Annotated in this window: 11 protein-coding genes; 6 read left to right on the top strand and 5 right to left on the bottom strand. The window is 69.7% G+C overall.

Annotated features, from left to right (window positions below; all coding sequences use genetic code 11):
* Nucleotides 1-8: 8 nt before the first annotated feature.
* Entirely contained in the window at nt 9-1,319 is a 1,311-nt protein-coding gene (locus ACIBK4_RS09015) for an ADP-ribosylglycohydrolase family protein (RefSeq protein WP_398993578.1), read from the bottom strand.
* On the bottom strand, nt 1,316-2,407 hold the full coding sequence (locus tag ACIBK4_RS09010; protein ID WP_398993576.1) for an ADP-ribosylglycohydrolase family protein: 1,092 nt from the start codon (nt 2,405-2,407) through the stop codon (nt 1,316-1,318). The genes ACIBK4_RS09015 and ACIBK4_RS09010 overlap by 4 nt, the downstream gene beginning before the upstream one ends.
* Before the next feature lie 291 nt (nt 2,408-2,698).
* Between ACIBK4_RS09010 and ACIBK4_RS09005 the strand changes: the two genes are divergently transcribed.
* The 3 genes from ACIBK4_RS09005 (at nt 2,699) to ACIBK4_RS08995 (ending at nt 9,847) form a co-directional block, all read left to right on the top strand.
* Nucleotides 2,699-3,430 (top strand): VIT1/CCC1 transporter family protein, encoded by a 732-nt coding sequence (locus tag ACIBK4_RS09005; RefSeq protein ID WP_398993574.1) that lies wholly within the window; start codon nt 2,699-2,701, stop codon nt 3,428-3,430.
* A 365-nt stretch (nt 3,431-3,795) separates the two neighbouring features.
* Complete coding sequence (gene gltB / locus ACIBK4_RS09000) at nt 3,796-8,391, top strand: glutamate synthase large subunit (protein ID WP_398993572.1); 4,596 nt, start codon at nt 3,796-3,798, stop codon at nt 8,389-8,391.
* The gene (locus tag ACIBK4_RS08995) at nt 8,384-9,847 is read left to right on the top strand and encodes a glutamate synthase subunit beta (protein ID WP_398993570.1); all 1,464 of its coding nucleotides are present in this window, start codon (nt 8,384-8,386) and stop codon (nt 9,845-9,847) included. Before gltB ends, ACIBK4_RS08995 begins: the two co-directional genes overlap by 8 nt.
* A gap of 297 nt (nt 9,848-10,144) precedes the next feature.
* On the opposite strand, the gene ACIBK4_RS08990 is transcribed toward ACIBK4_RS08995, so the two are convergent.
* Nucleotides 10,145-11,005, bottom strand: coding sequence for a chitosanase (locus ACIBK4_RS08990; protein ID WP_398993568.1), 861 nt, complete (start codon nt 11,003-11,005; stop codon nt 10,145-10,147).
* Between the two features lie 115 nt (nt 11,006-11,120).
* On the opposite strand from ACIBK4_RS08990, the gene ACIBK4_RS08985 reads away from it, so the two are divergent.
* From ACIBK4_RS08985 to ACIBK4_RS08975, 3 genes are read left to right on the top strand one after another with little or no spacing between them, the layout of a single operon-like run.
* The gene (locus ACIBK4_RS08985; RefSeq protein ID WP_398993566.1) at nt 11,121-11,840 is read left to right on the top strand and encodes a vWA domain-containing protein; all 720 of its coding nucleotides are present in this window, start codon (nt 11,121-11,123) and stop codon (nt 11,838-11,840) included.
* On the top strand, nt 11,837-12,418 hold the full coding sequence (locus ACIBK4_RS08980; RefSeq protein ID WP_398993563.1) for a HutD family protein: 582 nt from the start codon (nt 11,837-11,839) through the stop codon (nt 12,416-12,418). Before ACIBK4_RS08985 ends, ACIBK4_RS08980 begins: the two co-directional genes overlap by 4 nt.
* 53 nt (nt 12,419-12,471) lie before the next feature.
* Nucleotides 12,472-14,121: a cytochrome bc complex cytochrome b subunit gene (locus ACIBK4_RS08975; protein WP_398993562.1), complete on the top strand. Its 1,650-nt coding sequence runs from the start codon at nt 12,472-12,474 to the stop codon at nt 14,119-14,121.
* Here the strand turns inward: ACIBK4_RS08975 and ACIBK4_RS08970 are convergent.
* Nucleotides 14,096-15,274: an acyl-CoA dehydrogenase family protein gene (locus ACIBK4_RS08970; RefSeq protein WP_398993560.1), complete on the bottom strand. Its 1,179-nt coding sequence runs from the start codon at nt 15,272-15,274 to the stop codon at nt 14,096-14,098. The two genes, ACIBK4_RS08975 and ACIBK4_RS08970, sit on opposite strands and share 26 nt — an antisense overlap.
* On the bottom strand, nt 15,274-16,413 hold the full coding sequence (locus ACIBK4_RS08965; protein ID WP_398993557.1) for an acyl-CoA dehydrogenase family protein: 1,140 nt from the start codon (nt 16,411-16,413) through the stop codon (nt 15,274-15,276). The genes ACIBK4_RS08970 and ACIBK4_RS08965 overlap by 1 nt, the downstream gene beginning before the upstream one ends.
* Nucleotides 16,414-16,451 lie beyond the last annotated feature (38 nt).

Raw genomic sequence — 16,451 nt, 5'->3', positions numbered from 1 at the left:
GCCCTGAATCATCCTCTTGGGAGGGCCGGTTGTGTGGCTTCCAGGAGTTCGGCGAGTTCTACGAGGTCCGTGCCGGTGAGGCGGGGGAGGGCGCAGCCGGAGAGGGTGCGGCAGGCGTCCCGCCAGGTTGCGGGGATGGCTCCGCCTCCGCTGAGTGCTCCGGTGAGGGCGCCTGCAAGGGCCGGGGCGGAGTCGGCCACCCGGGAGAGGCAGGCCGCTGCGGGGACCGCTTCGGCGATACGGCCGCGGGCGGCTGTCGCCAACGCGAGGGCTACCGGGACGGTTTCGGCGGCCGCGATGCCGTAGCTGTAGACGTGGTCGACGATCTGGTGTTCCAAGAGGGGGATCAGGGCGAAGGCGTTGTCGGTGTCCTGGGCCAACTTCAGTGCGTGGCGGGCGTTGCGGCCGATCTCCGTGGATTCGGGGAGTTCGGCGAGGGCCGCCGCCACGCAGTCGTCCACGTCCTTGCCGACCAGGGCGAGGGAGAGGGCTGCCGCCATGGCTCTCGCGCCGTGGACTCCGTCGCCGTCCTGGGTGTAGTGGGCGTCGAACTCGGCGAGAGCGGCGGCGCGTTGGGGGTCGCCGGGGTGCGCGACGGCCAGTACGCAGGCTCTTACGCAGGCCGCGTCGTCGAAGTAGTGGGGGTTGTCGTGGCCTGTCGCGGGTGGGCGTAGGCCTGCTGCGAGGTTGCCGAGACCGGCGCGTACCGAGATGCGGGCGCGGAGGGGGAGTACGGCGGATTCGACCTCGGGGGCGCGGTCTGCTGCGGCGGCGACCTCGCTGGCGATGGCGTTCCAGGTGAGGTCGATGGCGGCGCGGGTCCGGCGTTCTCTGCTGAGGTCGCCGAGGACTGTGTCGTCGCCGGCTCGTAGTACGGCTTCTGCGGCGAAGGCTGCCCATTCGGCGTCGTCGGAGGGGCCGAGGCGTAGGGGCTCGGGGGGTTGGTTCAGGGCGATGGGTACGGGGAGGGTGGTGGTCGCGTTCTGTTCGGCGAAGGTGTCCAGCTCGCGGGTGAGGCGGCGGGTCCACTCGGGCATCCTGGCAGCGCGGTGCCGTGCGGCTGGCCAACCGGCGGCATCACCTGCGGCTAGCCCGAGGAGCAGCCCCTCGATCCGGCGGACCTTGCAAACGGCCTCGGCTCCGCCATCGGCATTTTTGCTCCCACCTGCACCGCCCGTGCAACTTTCGTCGTCGGGTACGGGTGGCCCCTGTGGGGCGAAATCACCGTCGGCGGCTGCGAGTTCGAGTGGGGTGGGGTGGTCAACGGGGTTCGGTGCGTGTTCGCCAGTCGCGGCTGGTCTGTCAGCATCCGTTCTCACAGCTGCACCTCATCCTCATCCGCAGCCAGCACATACTCCCGTTGCTCCCGCTGGTCCCGGCGAAGCCCGTTCCCCGTGCCCCACTTGCCGCCCTCCCCCGGAACCAACAACTCGGCGATGTCCAGCACATGGTGACCAGCCATCGCCGGGAGGCAGCTCCCCCGTGCCGGACCGATCGCCGTCGCCCAGTCCGCCGGGATCGCGGACGCGCCCCGGGTCGCGCCCGCCAGGGCGCCCGCCACCGCAGCCGTCGTATCCGCATCCCTCCCCATGTTCACCGCGGTCAGGACCGACTCCACGAAGTCGCCGTCCGCTGCCGCATACGCGCCGAAGGCCAACGCCACCGCCTCCGGGGCCAGGTCCGTCCATGGGTAGCCGCCGATGACCACCGCGGAGCGGACCGCTCGTTCGCCCCGGTGGGCCACCGCCACCGCTCGGCGGAGGGAGCGGGCCGTCCAGGAGTCGTCCGGGACCACCGCCAGGGCGGAAGCGACCACCGCGATCGTCGGCGCTCCCGCCATCGCCGCCGCCACACCCGCCGCCACGGCCTGGCCGCCGTAGATGCCCTCGCCGTCGTGGCTCACCGAACCGTCGATCGCGACGAGACGGGCCGCTTCCGCCGGGCGGCCCGCCGCGAAGACGCCGAAGGGGGCCGCGCGCATGGCCAGGCCGTCGCTCCAGGCGTGGCGGTGTTGTGCCGAGATCGGGGCTGCCAGTCCCCTGCGGAGGTTCTCCAACGTGCCGCGTTCGCTGAAGCCCGCGCCCCTGAACGGGCCCTCGTCGCGGTCCGCGATCCACTCGTGCCAGGCCGCCTCCACGTGGGTCGGGGTGAGGGCCGAGCCGTGGCGGGCGAGGAGGAGGCCGGAGAAGATCGCGTACTCCGTGTCGTCCGTGCCGGCCGGGTGCTCCGCGACGTAGCCCGTGATGCGGCCCCAACGGGCACGGATCTCCGAGGGCTTCATGTTTTCCGCCGGTGCGCCGAGGGCGTCTCCCACCGCCAGGCCGAGCAGCGCGCCGCGCGCCCGTTCGCGGAGTTCGGTGGCGTTCTTGGGCGCCGGGACCGGGGGAATGCAGGCGATCGATGCCATACGCGGCCTCTCCTACGGGGTTCCCTCAGGGCGCCTCAGGGCGCGGAACCCTTTGCGGATGTCTCCCACGGGAGGCCTTCGGCAGAGCCTGACGGAGTGCAGCGTCACCCGGTCGACATTTGATCGGTCTTCTTCACGGATGAGCGTTCGAGGGTAAAGGTGCTGGTTAGCGCAGCCTTTCCTTGCTGGAGGGTGCGAAATGAAAGGCGTATGTTGAGTGTTGTCGAAGAGTGGAACTTGTCTAAACTTAGCCTTACCTTAGGCGAATTGAACCTCCTGGGGGATCACCGCATGGCCATCATCGAGACCGAAGCGACGCTCCACGAGGCGCACCGTGACAACCACACCCACCGTGATGTGAGCGGCGGTTGGCTGCGCCCCGCGGTGTTCGGCGCGATGGACGGCCTCGTCTCCAACCTCGCCCTGATGACCGGTGTCGTCGGCGGCGCCGTCAGTCATCAGACCGTCGTCATCACCGGGCTGGCCGGGCTCGCCGCCGGTGCCTTCTCCATGGCGGCCGGCGAGTACACCTCCGTCGCCTCCCAGCGCGAGCTGGTCGAGGCCGAGCTGGAGGTCGAGCGGCGCGAGCTGCGCAAGCACCCGGAGGACGAGGAAGGGGAGCTTGCCTCGCTGTATGTGTCCCGGGGGGTCGAGCCCGCGCTTGCCCGTGAAGTTGCCCGGCAGTTGTCCCGTGATCCTGAGCAGGCTCTTGAGATACATGCCCGGGAGGAGCTGGGCATCGACCCCGGTGATCTGCCTTCCCCGCTCGTCGCCGCCGTCTCCTCCTTCGGGGCGTTCGCGCTGGGCGCTCTGCTTCCCGTGCTGCCGTTCCTGCTCGGGGCGACCGCGCTGTGGCCGGCGCTGTTGCTCGCGCTCGTCGGGTTGTTCGGGTGCGGTGCCGTGGTGGCCCGCGTGACCGCGCGGACCTGGTGGTTCAGCGGGCTGCGGCAGCTCGCGCTGGGCGGTGCGGCGGCCGGTGTGACGTACGCCCTGGGCGCCCTGTTCGGAACGGTCGTAGGATAGCTCGACGCGCACTTATGCGCTGGGTCGCATAAGTAGCCGTTACTCGCTGGTTTCGAACGCTTAACCACTGGGCATGAGCCGTAAGCGCTGTGGGCAATGACGCTCGCGGCGCACCCGCGGGATGGGCGACAACGCTCCCTCTGCCCCGGACCGACGGACACCGATCTGTCCGCTTAGGTCCCCTTAACTTCCACCGCTTGTGCGGTGCCGCGCCGCCACCCCGCGGCGTCCGCATGTTGGAACGCAGTATCCGGTTCCCGAGAACCGCTCCATCATGTAACCTGCACGAAATTTTGCGCTTACCCGCAGAGGGCCAACGTCGTCCCTATGCACTCGCATATGTCACGACGACGACGGGAGAGCCGATGCGTACGCCGCGCCAGCCGTCCCAGCACACCACGAATGGCCAGAACTGGTCCTTCATGGATGCTCGCCCTGCCGCGCAGGGTATGTACGACCCCCGCAACGAGCACGACGCCTGTGGCGTCGGCTTCGTGGCCACCCTCACCGGCGAGGCGAGCCACGCGCTGGTCGAGCAGGCGCTCACAGTGCTGCGCAACCTGGAGCACCGCGGTGCTACGGGTGCCGAGCCCGACTCGGGAGACGGCGCGGGCATCCTGTCCCAGGTGCCGGACGCCTTCTTCCGTGAGGTGGCCGGATTCGACCTCCCCGCCGCCGGTGGATACGCGGTCGGCATCGCCTTCCTGCCCGAGGACGGCGCCGACGCGATCGTCTCGCAGGTTGAGACGATCGCCGTAGATGAAGGCCTCACGGTTCTCGGGTGGCGCGAGGTTCCGACCGCGCCCGAACTCCTTGGCGCCACAGCCCGTTCCACCATGCCGCTGTTCCGTCAGCTCTTCGTGAGCGACGGGCAGAGCCAGGGCATCGACCTCGACCGCAAGGCCTTCGTGCTGCGCAAGCGCGCCGAGCGCGAGGCCGGCGTCTACTTCCCGTCGCTGTCCGCGCGGACCATCGTCTACAAGGGCATGCTCACCACCGGTCAGCTGGAGCCCTTCTTCCCGGACCTGTCCGACCGGCGCTTCGCCTCCGCGATCTCGCTCGTGCACTCCCGGTTCTCCACGAACACTTTCCCGTCGTGGCCGCTTGCCCACCCGTACCGCTTCGTCGCGCACAACGGCGAGATCAACACGGTCAAGGGCAACCGCAACTGGATGGCGGCCCGCGAGTCCCAGATCGCCTCCGACCTGTTCGGCGACCAGGACAAGATCGACCGGATCTTCCCGATCTGCACGCCCGAGGCCTCCGACTCCGCGTCCTTCGACGAGGTGCTGGAGCTGCTCCACCTCGGTGGGCGTTCGCTGCCGCACTCCGTGCTGATGATGATCCCGGAGGCGTGGGAGAACCACGACTCCATGGACCCGGCCCGCCGCGCCTTCTACCAGTTCCACTCCACGATGATGGAGCCCTGGGACGGCCCGGCCTGTGTCACCTTCACCGACGGCACCCAGGTCGGCGCGGTCCTCGACCGCAACGGCCTGCGCCCCGGCCGTTATTGGGTCACCGACGAGGGCCTCGTCGTCCTCGGCTCCGAGGTCGGCGTCCTCGACATCGACCCCGCGAAGGTCGTCCGCAAGGGCCGCCTCCAGCCCGGCCGCATGTTCCTCGTGGACACCGCCGAGCACCGCATCATCGAGGACGACGAGATCAAGGCCGGCCTCGCCGCCGAGAAGCCGTACGGCGACTGGCTCGAAGCCGGTGAGATCGAGCTGTCCGACCTGCCCGAGCGCGAGCACATCGTGCACACCCACGCCTCGGTCACCCGCCGCCAGCAGACCTTCGGCTACACCGAGGAGGAGCTGCGCGTCATCCTCGCGCCGATGGCCAAGGCCGGTGCCGAACCCATCGGTTCGATGGGCACCGACTCGCCGATCGCCGCGCTGTCCGCCCGGCCCCGCCTGCTCTTCGACTACTTCACGCAGCTGTTCGCGCAGGTCACCAACCCGCCGCTGGACGCGATCAGGGAAGAGCTCGTGACCTCCCTGCGCTCGTCGCTGGGCCCGGCGAGCAACCTGCTGGAGCCGACGGCCGCGTCCTGTCGTAGCGTCACCCTGCCCTTCCCGGTGATCGACAACGACGAGCTGGCCAAGCTCATCCACATCAACGCCGACGGCGACATGCCCGGCATGAAGGCCGCGACCCTGTCCGGTCTGTACCGGGTCTCCGGCGGCGGCGACGCCCTCGCGGCCCGCCTCGCCGAGATCTGCACCGAGGCCGACGCCGCGATCGAGAACGGCGCCCGCCTGATCGTCCTCTCGGACCGGCACTCCGACGCCGAGCACGCGCCGATCCCCTCGCTGCTGCTCACCGCCGCCGTCCACCACCACCTCATCCGCACCAAGCAGCGCACCCAGGTGGGCCTGCTGGTGGAGGCCGGTGACGTCCGCGAGGTCCACCACGTCGCCCTGCTCATCGGCTTCGGCGCCGCGGCCGTCAACCCGTACCTGGCGATGGAGTCCGTCGAGGACCTCGTCCGCGCGGGCACCTTCCTCACCGACATCGAGGCCGAGCAGGCCATCCGGAACCTGATCTACGCGCTCGGCAAGGGCGTCCTCAAGGTCATGTCCAAGATGGGCATCTCGACGGTCGCCTCCTACCGGGGCGCCCAGGTCTTCGAAGCGGTCGGCCTCGACGAGCAGTTCGTCAACAGCTACTTCAGCGGTACGGCCACCAAGATCGGCGGCGTAGGCATCGACGTCATCGCCAAGGAGGTCGCCGCCCGGCACGCGAAGGCGTACCCGGCCAGCGGCATCGCGCCCGCGCACCGCGCCCTCGACATAGGCGGCGAGTACCAGTGGCGCCGCGAGGGCGAGCCGCACCTGTTCGACCCGGAGACGGTGTTCCGCCTCCAGCACTCGACGCGCACCAACCGCTACGACATCTTCAAGAAGTACACGGACCGCGTGAACGAGCAGTCCGAGCGGCTGATGACGCTGCGCGGCCTCTTCGGCTTCAAGTCGGACCGCCCGTCGATCTCCATCGACGAGGTCGAGCCCGTCTCCGAGATCGTCAAGCGCTTCTCCACCGGCGCCATGTCGTACGGCTCCATCTCCCTGGAGGCACACGAGACGCTCGCCATCGCCATGAACCAGCTGGGCGGCAAGTCCAACACTGGTGAGGGCGGCGAGGACGCGGACCGGCTCTACGACCCGGCCCGGCGCAGCGCGATCAAGCAGGTCGCCTCCGGCCGCTTCGGCGTCACCTCCGAGTACCTGGTCAACGCGGACGACATCCAGATCAAGATGGCCCAGGGCGCCAAGCCCGGCGAGGGCGGCCAGCTGCCCGGCCACAAGGTCTACCCGTGGGTCGCGAAGACGCGTCACTCGACGCCCGGTGTCGGTCTGATTTCTCCGCCGCCGCACCACGACATCTACTCCATCGAAGACCTCGCCCAGCTGATCCACGACCTGAAGAACGCGAACCCGCAGGCGCGGATCCACGTCAAGCTGGTCTCGGAGGTCGGTGTCGGCACGGTCGCCGCGGGTGTCTCCAAGGCGCACGCGGACGTCGTGCTCATCTCCGGCCACGACGGCGGTACGGGCGCTTCGCCGCTCACGTCGCTCAAGCACGCCGGTGGGCCTTGGGAGTTGGGCCTCGCCGAAACCCAACAGACCTTGCTCCTCAACGGACTTCGCGACCGGATCGTCGTCCAGACCGACGGCCAGTTGAAGACCGGCCGTGACGTCGTCATCGCCGCGCTGCTCGGCGCCGAGGAGTTCGGTTTCGCGACCGCGCCGCTCGTCGTCTCCGGCTGCGTCATGATGCGCGTCTGCCACCTCGACACCTGCCCGGTCGGCATCGCCACCCAGAACCCGGTGCTGCGTGACCGGTTCGCGGGCAAGGCCGAATACGTCGTGAACTTCTTCCAGTTCATCGCCGAAGAGGTCCGCGAGATCCTCGCCGAGCTGGGCTTCCGCACCATCGAGGAAGCCGTCGGCCAGGCGGGCACGCTCGACGTCGAGCGGGCCGTGGACCACTGGAAGGCACAGGGCCTGGACCTCGCCCCCCTCTTCTACGTCCCCGAACTCCCGGACGGCGCAGCCCTCCACCAGGTCATCAAGCAGGACCACGGCCTGGAGAAGGCGCTCGACAACGAGTTGATCAAGCTCGCCGCCGACGCGCTGGCCGCGTCCAGCGCCACCGACGCCCAGCCGGTCCGCGCGCAGGTCGCGATCCGCAACATCAACCGCACGGTCGGCACGATGCTCGGCCACGAGGTGACGAAGAAGTTCGGCGGGGCGGGTCTGCCCGACGACACCATCGACATCACCTTCACCGGTTCCGCCGGCCAGTCCTTCGGCGCCTTCCTCCCGCGCGGTGTCACGCTGCGCCTGGAGGGCGACGCCAACGACTATGTGGGCAAGGGCCTTTCGGGCGGCCGGGTCGTCGTCCGCCCCGACCGGGGCGCCGACCACCTCGCCGAGTTCTCCACCATCGCGGGCAACACCATCGCCTACGGCGCGACCGGCGGCGAGCTGTTCCTGCGCGGGCGTACCGGTGAGCGGTTCTGTGTCCGCAACTCCGGTGCCACGGTGGTCTCCGAGGGTGTGGGCGACCACGGCTGCGAGTACATGACCGGCGGCCGGGCGGTCGTGCTCGGCGAGACCGGCCGCAACTTCGCGGCGGGCATGTCCGGCGGCATCGCCTACGTCATCGACCTGAACCCCGACAACGTCAATGTCGGAAACGCGGGCGCCGTAAGCGAGTTGGACGACACCGACAAGCAGTGGCTGCACGACGTGGTGCGCCGGCACGCCGAGGAGACCGGTTCCACGGTCGCCGAGAAGCTGCTCGCCGAGTGGCCCGTCTCCGTGGACCGCTTCAGCAAGATCATCCCCAGCGCATACAAGGCAGTGCTCGCCGCCAAGGACGCCGCTGAGCAAGCGGGTCTCTCCGAGACCGAGATCACCGAGAAGATGATGGAGGCGGCGATCAATGGCTGACCCGAAGGGCTTTCTGAACCACGGGCGCGAGGTCGCCAAGTCCCGCCCCGTGGACGTCCGTCTGAAGGACTGGAACGAGGTCTACGTCCCCGGTTCGCTGCTGCCGATCATCGGCAAGCAGGCCAGCCGGTGCATGGACTGCGGTATCCCGTTCTGCCACAACGGCTGTCCGCTGGGGAACCTGATCCCCGAGTGGAACGACTACGCGTACCGCGAGGACTGGACGGCGGCGTCGGAGCGCCTCCACGCCACCAACAACTTCCCTGAGTTCACCGGGCGGTTGTGCCCCGCGCCGTGCGAGGCGGCCTGTGTGCTGGGCATCAACCAGCCGCCGGTCACCATCAAGAACGTCGAGGTCTCCATCATCGACAAGGCGTGGGAGACGGGCGACGTCGCCCCGCAGGCTCCCGAGCGCCTCTCCGGCAAGACCGTCGCGGTCATCGGCTCGGGCCCGGCGGGCCTGGCCGCCGCGCAGCAGCTCACGCGGGCGGGTCACACCGTCGCCGTCTACGAGCGCGCGGACCGCATCGGGGGTCTTCTCCGGTACGGCATCCCCGAGTTCAAGATGGAGAAGCGGCACATCAACCGCCGTATCGAGCAGATGCGCGCGGAGGGCACCCGCTTCCGCACCGGCATCGAGATCGGCGTCGACCTCAAGGCCACCGACCTCCGCAAGCGCTACGACGCGGTCGTCATCGCCGCCGGCTCCACCACCGCGCGTGATCTCCCCGTCCCCGGACGGGAGTTGACCGGCGTCTACCAGGCGATGGAGTACCTGCCCCTGTCGAACAAGGTCCAGGAAGGCGACTACGTCACCGCCCCGGTCTCGGCCGAGGGCAAGCACGTCGTCGTCATCGGCGGCGGCGACACCGGCGCGGACTGCGTCGGTACGGCGCACCGCCAAGGGGCCGCGTCCGTCACGCAGTTGGAGATCATGCCCCGCCCGGGCGACGAGCGGAACGCGGTCGCGCAGCCCTGGCCGACCTTCCCGATGCTCTACAAGGTGACGTCCGCGCACGAGGAGGGCGGTGAGCGGGTCTACTCCGTCAACACCACCCACTTCGAGGGCGACGAGGACGGCAACGTCCAGTGGCTGCACCTCGTCGAGGTCGAGTTCGTCGACGGCAAGCTGACCCAGAAGCCCGGCACCGAGCGCAAGATCCCGGCCCAACTGGTCACGCTGGCCATGGGATTCACCGGCACCGACCGCGAGAACGGCCTGGTCGACCAGTTCGCCCTGGACCTCGACGAGCGCGGCAACATCGCCCGCGACGCCGACTTCCAGACCAACGTCCCCGGCGTCTTCGTCGCCGGCGACGCGGGCCGCGGCCAGTCCCTCATCGTCTGGGCGATCGCGGAGGGCCGCTCGGCCGCCCGCGGAGTCGACCGCTTCCTGACGGGCGTCAGCGAACTGCCGGCCCCGATCCGACCGACGGACCGGGCGTTGATGGTCTGACGGTTCACGGGCCTGACGGCCCGTCAAAAACGTCCCGCACAATGGCGTGCGGAACAGAGCGCGGCGCTTGCCCAGTCCCCGACCGGACCGGCAGGCGCCGTGGCGCGTCCCGGGCACCCGACGGACGGAGTCCGGCGCAGCCTTGCGCGGTGTCGATATGCCGCTACCGCGGCGTGGCTGGGAGGCCGCTTGCGGCCGAGCAGTGCGAGGAAGGCGTCGAAAAGGGGTCGGCGCCTGCTTTGTCCCCGACCGGACCCGGCAGGCGCCGCCGCATGTCCGGGGCCAACTCCCGTTCCTCTACGGCACCTTGTACGTCTCCCCGTACACCTTCCACACCAGCGGCGTCCGCAGTTCCAGGTTCCCCTCTTCCAGGAACTTCCGCTGGGCCGTGTCGATGCGGGAGGTGTCGATGCCGGGGTGTTTGGCCTGCATCGTGGCGCGCCGGACGTCGAGGAAGGCGCTCAAGTAGGCCTTCTCGGAGCCGCCTTCGGCAGGGGGCTCGGCCCGTTGCATCGCGCGCTTCCGGATGCCGTAGAAGCCGTCCGTGCCGGGGCCGTGGAAGACGATCGCGTCGTAGTAGATGAACTGGCCGAGGGGGCCCAGGCCGTCGTGCTTGGCGGCGGTGACCGCCGGGTCGAAGTAGATGCGGTCGCGTTCCGCGTCCTGGGCCGCCTGGAAGGCGGGGACCTTCGCCTCGGCGCGCCAGGCCGTCGGGAAGCCGGGGTCCAGGCCCTCGTGGGAGGCCGTGCCGTCGACCTTGCGGAGGGCGGGGAGGTAGCGGGCGAGGCCGTTGTCCGGGTGGGCGGCGGTGTAGCGCTCGACCAGGACGAGGAGGTCGTGGGTGCCGGTGCAGAAGCCGATGATGCCCGCGGTGTAGCCCTGCCCGTCGCCGATGTCCTGCACATAGCCGTACGCGCTGCGCCAGTTGAGGGTCGAGTTCTCGGCGCTGGCCACCAGCTCCTGGGCGAGGTTCTTCATGGCCGGCGCGGCCAGGCCCTGCGGTGCTCTGCGCTGCGTCGCGGCGGAAACGGACGCGGACTCGGACGCGGACGGGTGCGCGGACCGAGGGTCGGTGTGGGCGGTGGGTGAGAGGCCGTAGGCCGTCGCGGCGATGGCGACGGGTACGGCGGCGAGCATCAGGACGCCGGCGCGTTTCATGGGCCCAGCGTAAGGGCGGTTACGTCCGTTATTTCGGGGGTTGAGGGGACAATGCGCCTGGCGGACTTCCGTGGCGTAATCTCGATCCTTTCATCGTGATCCGAAGGGAGCCTCCGTGGCCGCGATCTCTCTCAGCAAGGTCGAGGAGACCGCGCCCGCGCTGGTCAGCCTGTACAAGAGTGCCGGGGTGTCGCTGCGCAAGCACGGTCTGGACGGGCAGCGGGCCGCCGTCTATCTCGTGGTCGACTACTCGGGTTCCATGAAGCCGTACTACAAGGACGGCAGCGTCCAGGCCCTGGCCGACCGGGTGTTGGGCCTCTCGGCGCACCTCGACGACGACGGGACCGTACCGGTCATATTCTTCTCGACCGACGTCGACGCGGTCACGGACATCGCGCTGGCCGATCACGAGGGGCGGATCGAGCGGATCGTGGCCGGGCTCGGGCACATGGGCAAGACCAGTTACCACCTCGCCATGGACGCCGTCATCGACCACTACCTCGACAGCGGCGCCAAGGACCCGGCCCTCGTCGTCTTCCAGACCGACGGCGGACCCATCAACAAGCTCGCCGCGGAACGGTACTTGTGCAAGGCGGCCAAGCTCCCGCTGTTCTGGCAGTTCGTCGGGTTCGGCGACGCGAAGAGCAAGCAGTTCGAATTCCTGCGCAAACTCGACGAGTTGGCGGTACCGCAGAAGCGGGAGATCGACAACGCGGGCTTTTTCCACGCCGGTTCGGATCCGCTGAAGATGTCCGACGCGGAACTCTACGACCGGCTCGTGGGCGAGTTCCCGCAGTGGCTCGCGTCGGCGCGCGAGCGGGGGTTCGTCCAGTGATCCGCGCCCTGCCCGCCTCGGCCCGAACTGCCGTGCCCTGGAAGAACGGTGGCGGTGTCACACGCGAGATCGCCGCCTGGCCCGAGGGTACGGACATGGACGACTTCGTGTGGCGGGTGAGCCTCGCCGAGGTCGCGACGGACGGTCCGTTCTCGGCCTTTCCCGACGTGGACCGGACCCTGACCGTCGTCGAGGGCGCCGGCATGGACCTCACGGTGGGCGGCGAACGGCGACTGGTCAACACCCGTTACGAACCACGGGACTTCAGAGGCGACGTACCGACCGACTGCCGTTTGCTGGACGGGCCGGTGGTCAACCTCAACGTCATGTGGCGCAGGGGCGCGGTCTCTACGGCCGCTGTTCCTACGGCTGTTGTTCCTACGGTGGCTGTCGTGCGGGGGCGGTTGCGGCTGGGCGCGGGCACGCTGGTCGTGGCGCTCGACGGGCCCGCCGAAGTGGCCGGGGTGGCCCTCGGGCCGTACGACGCCGCGCAGTTGGGGGACGAGGCGGTGCTGCACGCGCAGGGGCGCACCGCGGTGATCGGGCTGTCATTGCCCGCTGACGCACCGTTGGCTTAGCCGGGGCCGCGTGACACCCTGTGGGGTGATCCGACGGGGAGGGCGGCCAACTCATGGACGGCGCACGATCGGTGAACGGAGCGGTGGGTGCCCCACGGCCGGCCGAGGCCGGCAAAGGGGAGAAGCTCGCCGACTGGGCGGACGGCCGGCTCGGGCTGTACGCGCTGGCCAAGGCCAATATGCGCAAGGTCTTTCCGGACCACTGGTCCTTCATGCTGGGCGAGATCTGCCTCTACAGCTTCATCATCCTGATCCTCACCGGCATCTACCTCACCCTGTTCTTCGAGCCGAGCGGCGTCGAGGTCATCTACCACGGGACGTACGCGCCGTTGAACGGCATCCCGATGACCCGGGCGTTCGAGTCCACGCTCGACATCAGCTTCGACGTGCGTGGCGGGCTGCTGATCCGGCAGATCCACCACTGGGCGGCCGTCGTCTTCATCGCCGGCATGCTCATCCACATGATGCGGGTGTTCTTCACCGGCGCGTTCCGCAAGCCGCGCGAGCTCAACTGGGTATTCGGCTGGACCCTGTTGTTCCTCGGCATCCTCACCGGCCTGACCGGCTACTCGCTCCCCGACGACCTGCTGTCCGGCACCGGCATCCGCTTCGCCGACGGCGCGATGCTGTCCGTGCCGGTCGTCGGGACGTACATGTCGATGTTCCTGTTCGGCGGGGAGTTCCCCGGGCACGACATCATCTCGCGGCTCTTCCCGATCCATGTCCTGCTGCTGCCGGGGATCATGCTGGGCCTGGTGGTCGCGCATCTGATCCTGGTCTTCTACCACAAGCACACGCAGTACCCGGGCCCCGGACGGGACCAGAAGAGCGTGGTCGGCATGCCCTTCCTGCCCGTCTACATGGCCAAGGCGGGCGGCTTCTTCTTCCTCGTCTTCGGCGTCCTCGCGATCATGGGCGGGATCGCCAGCATCAACCCCGTGTGGGCTTTCGGACCGTACCGGCCGGACCTGGTGACCACCGGCGCCCAACCCGACTGGTATCTCGGCTTCTCCGAGGGACTGATCCGGGTGATGCCGGGATGGGAACTCAACGCCTGGGGCCACACACTGGAGTTGGGCGTCTTCATCCCCTTCACGCTCTTCCCGCTGATCCTCGCCGCGATCGGCGCCTACCCGTTCATCGAGTCCTGGATCACCGGCGACAAACGCGAACACCACATCCTGGACCGGCCGCGCAACATGCCCGTGCGCACCGGGCTCGGGGTGGCCTGGCTGAGTCTCTACGGGGTGCTGCTGATCGGCGGCGGCAACGACGTCGTGGCCACCCATCTGAACCTGTCGATCAACACAATCACCTGGTTCGTGCGGATCTCGTTCTTCGTGCTGCCGGTGGTCGCCTTCATCGTCACCAAACGGGTCTGCATGGGGCTCCAACGCCGGGACCGCGACAAGGTGTTGCACGGCCGCGAGTCCGGCCTCATCAAGATGCTGCCGCACGGCGAGTATGTCGAGGTCCACGAACCCCTCACCCCGGACGAGCGGTTCAGGCTCACCCAGCACGAACAGGAACCGCCGTACGCGATCGGCCCGCTCGTCGACGCGAACGGAGTCCAGCGGCAGGTCAAGGGCGGCCAGCGGGTACGGGCCCGGCTCGCGAAGGCGATGTTCGGCCCCGAGTCCCGCATCCCCAAGCCGACGGCGGAGGAGTACAAGGAACTCACGAGCGGCGACCACCACCACTGACGTCACCAAAGACCCCGAGTACGGCCGCCCGGCACGCACCCGGGCTGCCCCAACTCCCGCGCAGGGCACGGGCCTTGGTCAGCCACAGCGACAGGTCGTACTCCGCGGTGTAACCGATCGCACCGTGCAGTTGAAGCGCCGTACGGGCGGTCCGGTACGCCGCCTCGCACGCCGTGACCTTGGCCGCGGCCACGTCCGACTCCGTCATGGTGAGCGCGGCACCGAAGATCATCGGTCGCGCGAACTCCAACGCGACCTTCGCATCGGCCAGTTGATGCTTGACGGCCTGGAACGAGCCGACGGGCACCCCGAATTGGCTGCGCTGCTTGACGTAGGCGACAGTCCTGTCGAGCAACGCGAGCCCGACACCGAGGGCTTGGGCGGCGGTGGCGAGGCGGGCCCAGGTGAGGGCGTGGGCGACGGCGGCGGTCACGTGCGGGCCGACGGCGAGGAGTTCACCGCCGGTGGGGGTGGGGAAGAGGCGGCGGGCGGGGTCGAGCGAGGCGCGGGGCCCGGCCGCCGAGGGCCCGTGACCGGGCGGGGGCCCGAGCCGCAACTCGGCCGCCGGAGGCGCGTCACCGGGCAGGGAGGCGCCCCGCGGCTCCGCCGCCGACCCACCTGCCCGGGACGCCGACCCGCCTGCTCCGAACACCTGCCGCCCCGCCGCCTCGGGCTCTACGGCCGGCTCCGTCGCGGTCCGTCCCATCGGACCCCGCGCCGCTCTCGCCGCCCGGGCCGTCAGTCGTACGTCCGCGAAGTCCGCATCCAGCGCGTACCGCCCTGTCGCCAGCGTTGCCGTCGACTCGCCGGAGGCCAGCGCGGGCAACAGCCGTTTGGCCGGGGCCGAATCGTCCAGCGCGGTCAGCAGCGCCGCCGCCGCGACCGTCTCCACGACCGGACCGGGAACCACGTGCCGCCCCAACTCCACGAACCCCACGGCGAGTTCGACGGGTCGGGGTCCCAACCCCTCATGGGCCTCCGGTATCGCCAGCGCGAACACCCCGGCCTCCGCGATACGGCGCCACAGCGCGCGCCCGCTCGTATGCTCGCCGCGACTCCATGCCCGTACGACCGACGGGGTGTCCGCCGCCGTCAGCATCGCGTTCAACGAGTCGGCGAACGCCCGCTGTTCGGGGTCGAGGAGGAAGCGCATCAGCGGCGGCCCTTCGGCAGGCCGAGCAGGCGCTCGGCGATGATGTCGCGCTGGATCTCGTTCGTACCGGCGTAGATGGGGCCCGCCAGGGAGAAGACATAGCCCTCGGCCCACTCCGTGTCCGCCAACTCGCCCTCCTCGCCGAGCAGTTCGAGGGCCGTCTCGTGCAGGGCGATGTCGTACTCGGACCAGAAGACCTTGTTCAGGCTGGACTCCGGGCCGATGGACTCGCCGTCGAGGAAACGGGAGGCGTTGGCGTAGGTGAAGAGCTGGTAGGCGCGGGCGCCGATCACCGCGTCGGCCACCTGGTCCCGCGTGGTCTGTGAACTGCCGTGCGTGCGCCAGAGGTTGAGGAGACGGTCGGCGGCGGCGAGGAAGCGGCCGGGGGAGCGGAGGGTGAGGCCGCGTTCGCTGCCGGCGGTCGACATGGCGACCCGCCAGCCCTGGCCCGGCTCGCCGATCACGTCCTCGTCGGGGACGAAGACGTCGTCCAGGAAGAGTTCCGCGAAGGCGGGCTTGCCGTCGAGGCGGCCGATCGGGCGGACCGTGACGCCGGGCGCACGCAGGTCGAACATCAGGTAGGTCAGGCCTTGGTGGGGCTTCGGGGTGCCCAACTCGCTGCGGAACAGGCCGAACGCGCGGTCCGCGAAGGCCGCCCGTGACGACCACGTCTTCTGGCCGGTCAGCAGCCAGCCGCCGTCCGTGCGCACCGCGCGCGAGGTGAGCGACGCCAGGTCGGATCCCGCCTCCGGCTCCGACCACGCCTGCGCCCACACCACCTCGCCGGTCGCCATCGGCGGCAGCACGCGCGCGCGTTGCTCGGGCGTGCCGTGGTCGAAGAGGGTCGGGGCGAGCAGGTTGATGCCGTTCTGGCCGACCCGGCCCGGGGCGCCCGCCGCGTAGTACTCCTCCTCGAAGACCAGCCACCGCATGATGTCCACGCCCCGGCCGCCGTACTCCTCCGGCCAGGACACCACCGACCAACGGTCCGCGGCGAGTTGGGCCTCCCAGGCGCGGTGCGCGGCGAAGCCGTCGGCTGTTTCCAGGGAGGGGAGGGGCGTGGTCGGCACATGCGCGTCGAGCCAGGCGCGGGCCTCGGCGCGGAACGCCTGCTGGTCGGGCGTGAAGTCGAGGTCCATGCGGCCGTCCCTCCTCAACAGTCCTTCCCTAACAAGTG

Source organism: Streptomyces sp. NPDC050528, from assembly GCF_044457795.1.
Classification (GTDB): Bacteria; Actinomycetota; Actinomycetes; order Streptomycetales; family Streptomycetaceae; genus Streptomyces.
This window is presented reverse-complemented; position numbering and strand designations above follow the sequence as displayed.